The sequence below is a fragment of the Acidiferrobacteraceae bacterium genome (genome assembly GCA_037388825.1).
Taxonomy (GTDB): Bacteria; Pseudomonadota; Gammaproteobacteria; order Acidiferrobacterales; family JAJDNE01; genus JARRJV01.
Genome location: JARRJV010000076.1, coordinates 1 through 5,452 on the forward strand (window position 1 = coordinate 1; position 5,452 = coordinate 5,452).

General features: G+C 60.2%; 7 protein-coding genes. 1 reads left to right on the plus strand and 6 read right to left on the minus strand.

What is annotated here, in order from left to right; genetic code table 11:
* Positions 1 to 385 (minus strand): hypothetical protein (locus P8X48_11310; GenBank protein MEJ2107891.1); only part of this gene is annotated, 385 nt, incomplete at its 3' end.
* 506 nt (positions 386 to 891) lie between these two features.
* On the opposite strand from P8X48_11310, the gene P8X48_11315 reads away from it, so the two are divergent.
* Complete coding sequence (locus tag P8X48_11315; GenBank protein MEJ2107892.1) at positions 892 to 1,839, plus strand: hypothetical protein; 948 nt, start codon at positions 892 to 894, stop codon at positions 1,837 to 1,839.
* Between the two features lie 14 nt (positions 1,840 to 1,853).
* On the opposite strand, the gene P8X48_11320 is transcribed toward P8X48_11315, so the two are convergent.
* The 5 genes from P8X48_11320 to P8X48_11340 all read right to left on the minus strand — a co-directional run bounded on the left by P8X48_11320 (position 1,854) and on the right by P8X48_11340 (position 5,392).
* Positions 1,854 to 2,084: an SHOCT domain-containing protein gene (locus tag P8X48_11320; protein MEJ2107893.1), complete on the minus strand. Its 231-nt coding sequence runs from the start codon at positions 2,082 to 2,084 to the stop codon at positions 1,854 to 1,856.
* Between the two features lie 63 nt (positions 2,085 to 2,147).
* Positions 2,148 to 2,765: a DsbA family protein gene (locus P8X48_11325; GenBank protein MEJ2107894.1), complete on the minus strand. Its 618-nt coding sequence runs from the start codon at positions 2,763 to 2,765 to the stop codon at positions 2,148 to 2,150.
* Between the two features lie 84 nt (positions 2,766 to 2,849).
* Positions 2,850 to 4,064, minus strand: coding sequence for a GGDEF domain-containing protein (locus P8X48_11330; GenBank protein ID MEJ2107895.1), 1,215 nt, complete (start codon positions 4,062 to 4,064; stop codon positions 2,850 to 2,852).
* Between the two features lie 195 nt (positions 4,065 to 4,259).
* Complete coding sequence (locus P8X48_11335; GenBank protein ID MEJ2107896.1) at positions 4,260 to 4,718, minus strand: hypothetical protein; 459 nt, start codon at positions 4,716 to 4,718, stop codon at positions 4,260 to 4,262.
* Between the two features lie 113 nt (positions 4,719 to 4,831).
* The gene (locus tag P8X48_11340; GenBank protein MEJ2107897.1) at positions 4,832 to 5,392 is read right to left on the minus strand and encodes a DedA family protein; all 561 of its coding nucleotides are present in this window, start codon (positions 5,390 to 5,392) and stop codon (positions 4,832 to 4,834) included.
* Positions 5,393 to 5,452 lie beyond the last annotated feature (60 nt).

Genomic DNA, 5,452 nt, shown 5'->3' on the forward strand with positions numbered 1-5,452 from the left:
TCCGGTTCAGCTCGTCCAGGCTGACCTTGTGCTTCTTGTTCATCTCGTAGTAGAGCCTGGGATTGCGCACGGTGACGTCGTCGAGGATGAGGACGTCCTGTCCAAGGGAGCTGAGGTCGAGCTTGAAGCTGATCTCCTTCAGGGAGAACGCGGTCCGGGTCTTGAAGCCCTTGGGGTTGGCGATGGTGAGGCCGTAGACCGCTCCGACACCGTCCTTGAGCCCGATGTGCACCCGCTGGACGTGCACGGCCGTTCGGTAGGCCCGGGTACCGTATCTCTCGATCGCGGCCCGGGCGATGGAATCCAGATTGTGGAGGAAATACCACGCGACCCCGCCGGCGGCGAGAATCAGAACCGCAACGACTGCGATGAGCGCCTTCTTCATTCTCGCCCCCTGGACCGGCGTTTTTGTTGCGCCTAGTATAGCGAACTTGTCGATCCTGCTGTTCTTCGTGAGCAAGCAGGTCTCCGCAGCCGGTATCTGTCTGGCTCTTCCCGCGATCGGTGCGCCATTTTCGATATAAGGTTCTTTTCTTCGGGCGATCACCGCCGGAGATGCCTGCACCCCGGCCTGCGGCGAAATTGGGACCAGCGCTAGACCGACGCTTGCGTTGAAGGGTAAAAAAGTTTTGACAGTTTGATGGCAAAATTACCATCACACGTTTTGCAGTAGCCTACGATTTGTTGTCTCCTTTTTGCCATCAAACTCCATTTCTATACGTCGGCAAATTCGAAACCAGTCAAGCCGGTTCGTCGGCCGACGAACGGTTTTCTGTGTTAAGGCTATGTCGGGAACTCGGACTTGGTGGTATGGTCCACATAGCCAAATGTTCGCGAAGCAACCTGGCGCGCTGAACGAAATGCAGTGTCAACGTCATGACAGGTGAACGAATGGCAACAGAATGGAAAGACAGCATCCACCGCCAGCGCGAAGAGCTTGCAAGCATCTTGCGCGAGCCGATCGAACAGGTAGCCCGGGAGCTGACGCCCCTGTGGAACAACCAGGAGCAGATCGAGGCGCTGCTCAAACAACACTTCACCAGCATTCCACACTGCACCACCCTTTATGTGCTCACCACCGGAGGTGTGCAGATCTGCGAGAATATTGAACGCGCTGGCGTCGTGCCGGGACACCACGGACGCGACCGCTCACATCGGCCCTACATGAAGGAGGCCGTGCCCGTCTGGGGGTTCCTGCTGTCCGATGCCTACATCAGCCTGCACCGGAACCGTCCTTCCCTGACGGCGCTACAGATCGTTCGCGATGGGGATCAGATACTCGGCTATCTCGGCGCGGACTTCGACCTGCGTGACCTGCCCGCCACCTCCGAGCCGTATCACGAACCCGGATACTGGCGTCAGATCAAGGGCGATCCGGCCATCCGCAGCCTGGTATTTCAGCAGACCCGGGTGGAAAGCCCGCTGGACCTGAATCTGGAACAGGTCTTTGTCATACTGGAAGAGATGCTGACCGAGCGCGGGGTGTTTCAGGCGCAGATCCATTTCTCCAGCAGCCAGGCCACGATCTGGACCGAACGCGACCCGTATCGCTACAACATCCTGGATATTGACGCGCTGACAGATCCGGATATCTGCCTGGTCTATCCGCGGCAGGCGTATCCGGCACAAGCAGTGATTCCCGCCGACCGGATCACCGCGATCCTGGATACCTTGGGAAAATTGCGCATGGCTGACGAGAATCTCTATCTGCGCCTGGCATCGATCAATATTTTCAACGGCATGATCAGCCTGACGTTCTCCTGCGACGGCTCGCACTACATGCCGTACGACGAGTTCCTGCAGAAGAATGCGGATTTCTGGATCGGTGCCGCGGCCTGAGCGGGCGGGCGGTCTCAGTCCTCGAGGTTGTGCTTCATCTTTTCGAACTGCTCCTCATCGATCTCACCATTGGCATAGCGCCGCTTGAGGATGTCCAGTGGCGTCTCGCGTGAGCCACCGGGAAAGGGCCTGCCCATCAGCCACCGCACCAGGACGACGATGCCGAGGATGACCACGCCCCAATAGAAAAGCATGAATATCCAGCCAAAGGGAAACATACCGAATCCAAAACCAAAATCGTGCATGGCGGCCTCCTGTGGGATACCTGCCGGGCGACCAGTGTAGCGCGATCCGCAAGCGACCGCCCCCTAGCCGCCGGGACCTTCTTTCCGCAGCCAGTCCCGCAGCAGCACCATGCGGTCATTGCCCCAGAACAACTCGCCACCGACGACGAAGGTGGGTACGCCGAAGACCCCGGCCGCGTCCGCCGCCGCCAGCCCCGCGGCTTGTTCCGCGGCCGTGGCCGGGTCGTCCAGGGTGCTCAGGAATTCATCCTCCGCCATCCTACAGGACACGGCCCGGCGCACGCACTCGGCGCGATCGATCTGCGTGATGTCCGGGTCCGAGAACATGGCGGCGAACAGGGCGTGGGTATACGGAACGACCTGCCCGAGGCGCCTGGCCGCCATGGTGGCCCGCGCCAGCAAATCGATGTCGAATTGCACCCGCCCGCGGGGCTCGATGAAGGGAACGCCGTAGTGCGCCGCCCAGCGCTTCGCATCCCGTTCGCGATAGTCCCAGTCATACTGGCCGGAGACCGGCTCGCCGGCGAAGGGATCGCCCTTCTTGCGCCAACCCAGGGCGCCACTGTTGAGGGGGATCCAGTTCACATCACAACCGGTGTCGCGCGCGAGTGCCTCCATCTGCGTGGATGCAAGATAGGAATAACGGCTGCCCATGGAATAGTAGAAATCGACGACGTTCATGAATCCGTTCTTGTCAGTCCGGGAGAGATGCCACTGTAGCATCCAGTTCCGGCCGGCGGAACGGGAGTCGTCCCCTTCCGGAGACTAGACGGACACAACTACGGTATTCCGGCCCTTGCGCTTGGCGCTGTAGAGGGCGTCGTCCGCGCGGGTAATGAGGTCGCCGAACTCCTTGTCCCGTTCCGTGTACACGGCGACTCCAACACTGACCGTGACATGCTCTTCCGTCTCGTTGACGCGAATCGTTCGCTCTTCCACCACCGAACGGATGCGCTCCGCCAGTCGACTACCCCCAACTGCGTCACTCTCCGGAAGCAGCACCGCGAACTCCTCCCCCCCGTATCGGCAGAAAACATCGGGCTTGCGCAAGATGCCACAGATTGCGCCAACTACGGTTTTCAGCACCTCATCGCCGGCGGCAAGCCCATAGGTATCGTTGATGTGCTTGAAGTGATCCACGTCGAACAGGACCACGGACAATGGCCGGTTGTAGCGCTGCGCCTGATCGAAGATTTCCTGGCCGAGGGTAAAGAAGTTGCGGCGGTTGCCGATACCCGTGAGAGGATCCGTGTTGGCCTGTTCCCGCAGCCGGTCCTCCAGCACCTCGCGCTGCTCAATCTCGTGTTTGAGATCGTCGGCGCGATGCCGAACCTGGTTCATCGCCAACCACTGGTCGCGTCGCAACTCCTTGATACGGCCGGACAGGACCAGCCCCAGCACGTTGGCGGTAACGAAGAAGTTGGCGACCACGGATGGATGGAAGCCCGCTTGCGGTGGAACCAGCCTGTGCACGACAGCGAATCCGATGGCGAAACAGGCGGAGCATAGAATCTGGCGCGAGTAGCGCATGGGAAAGAGGACATACGCCGCCAGTGTCGCGATCAGATAGGTCAGAGCCGCCATCATGTACCCTTCCGTGCTCGGCTCCAGGTAGTCCTGGTACAGGAAGATCACATCCGACGCGACGCAGAATCCGACGATGTACAGAAACACCGCCAACTCGAGGTGCACGCGCTCCGCAAAGTGCCGGAGGAAAAGCACAAGTACTCCAGCGAGAACCAGCAGGCCGAGACGGGATGCCACGGTGGCGACAATGGCGTCGCGTGCGCTTTGCTCCACCAGATCGATGGGGAGAAAGCTGGCGTAAACGAGCGAAACGACGACCAAAGCACGAATGACGTGCTGCAAATCGAGTTCGTGGGTCTCGCTCCGGTACTGACGCTCCAGATCTTTGTCCCGGAACCTCCCCAACAAAAAGTGGAAAGACCGGCTTTCCTGATTTTCTTCTGTCTCGGCCATGCAGGACCAATATCGCTCGTCGGCGAACGGCGCACGCCGGTTCACCGGATCCACCGGAATTTGGCCACCTTCTTGTGATGTGAGTGGCCCCCAGCCCTTTCTCACTAGGAAGTATAGCCAAAAGGGCCGGGGTGAAGAAAAACTGCGCCCTGATCGTGCCCGCTTCCGGGCCAGGACCAGGCCGCGTGCGGGTATTTATCCGGGGAGCGATCCGGGGGAAAGGAACTCGACGGCCATCCCGGCGAGGAACAGCAGTGCAATGACCGCGATCATGACCAGGAGGGAAATTCCGAATGCCTTCCAGTTGGAAGCCATCAGCCCCGCTGCCCCACGATGGGCCTCGATCGCGCCCCCCTGGAGCTGACGGGAGAGAATGATCATCGCAAGCAGTTGCGGAATGGTGAATGCAGTATCGGGAATCTTCCACTCGGGCGGGATGAGGAAGGCCGCTGCCAGAATCAGCGCGATCGCCAGCACCGAGTACTGCAGGGCCCGGGTCGCCTTTTGTTCAAGCCCCAACATACGATAGTTCAGGGACATCAACAGGCCGCCAGCAAGGACACTGCCGAAGACGGTCGCCAGGGCAATGCCCGAAATTTTGTACAGGCGCACGGCCGGTGCCGTGGCCGGGGCAATGGCTTGTTCAGCGTCCAAACGTGATTCTCCGGGGTAAGTCCCAGTCTCGAACAGGCTGATGGAGCGCGTACAGTACAGGTATCCCCGAAGTGCAGCAACCGCAGTCAGTCTGGCCCGCCCGGACCGGGATGCTAGCGCCGCCTCGAGATTCGGAAGAGGTGATACACGGTGTACAGCAACGCAGCGATCGCCAGCACAGCAAGAATCCGCAGCTCGTAGTGCCGAATCTGCCCCAGGTAGGGCTCGATGGCGTGGCCCAGGAAATATGCAGCGACGCCCACCGCCGTGGCCCAGACGGACGCGCCGATCACATTGAACAGGATGAACTGCCAGACCGGGACGCGACTCATTCCGAGGACAAATGGAGTCACGACACGGATCCCGTATACGAAGCGGAACCCCAGGATCAGCGGAATCCGATGGCGGCGCAGGATCTTCAGGACCCTTTGCGTCCGTCTTTGCCAGTCGGGCCGCTTCTGCAGCCACGCCTGACCGTTGCGGCGACCCAGAAAAAAGAAGGTCTGATCGCCGATGATCGCGCCGGCAAAGGCGGCCACGATCACACCCGGGAGCGTGAGGTAGCCAAGATGGGCTGCAATCCCTCCCAGGATAAGTACGGTCTCACCTTCGAGAAAGGTACCAAGCACGATTGCCGCGTAGCCGTAGTGCTGAACGAGCGATGGGATATCCACAGGACTCTGCGACCCGTATTCTGTTGAATCGTTCGTTACACTTTACCAGATGGCCGCTCG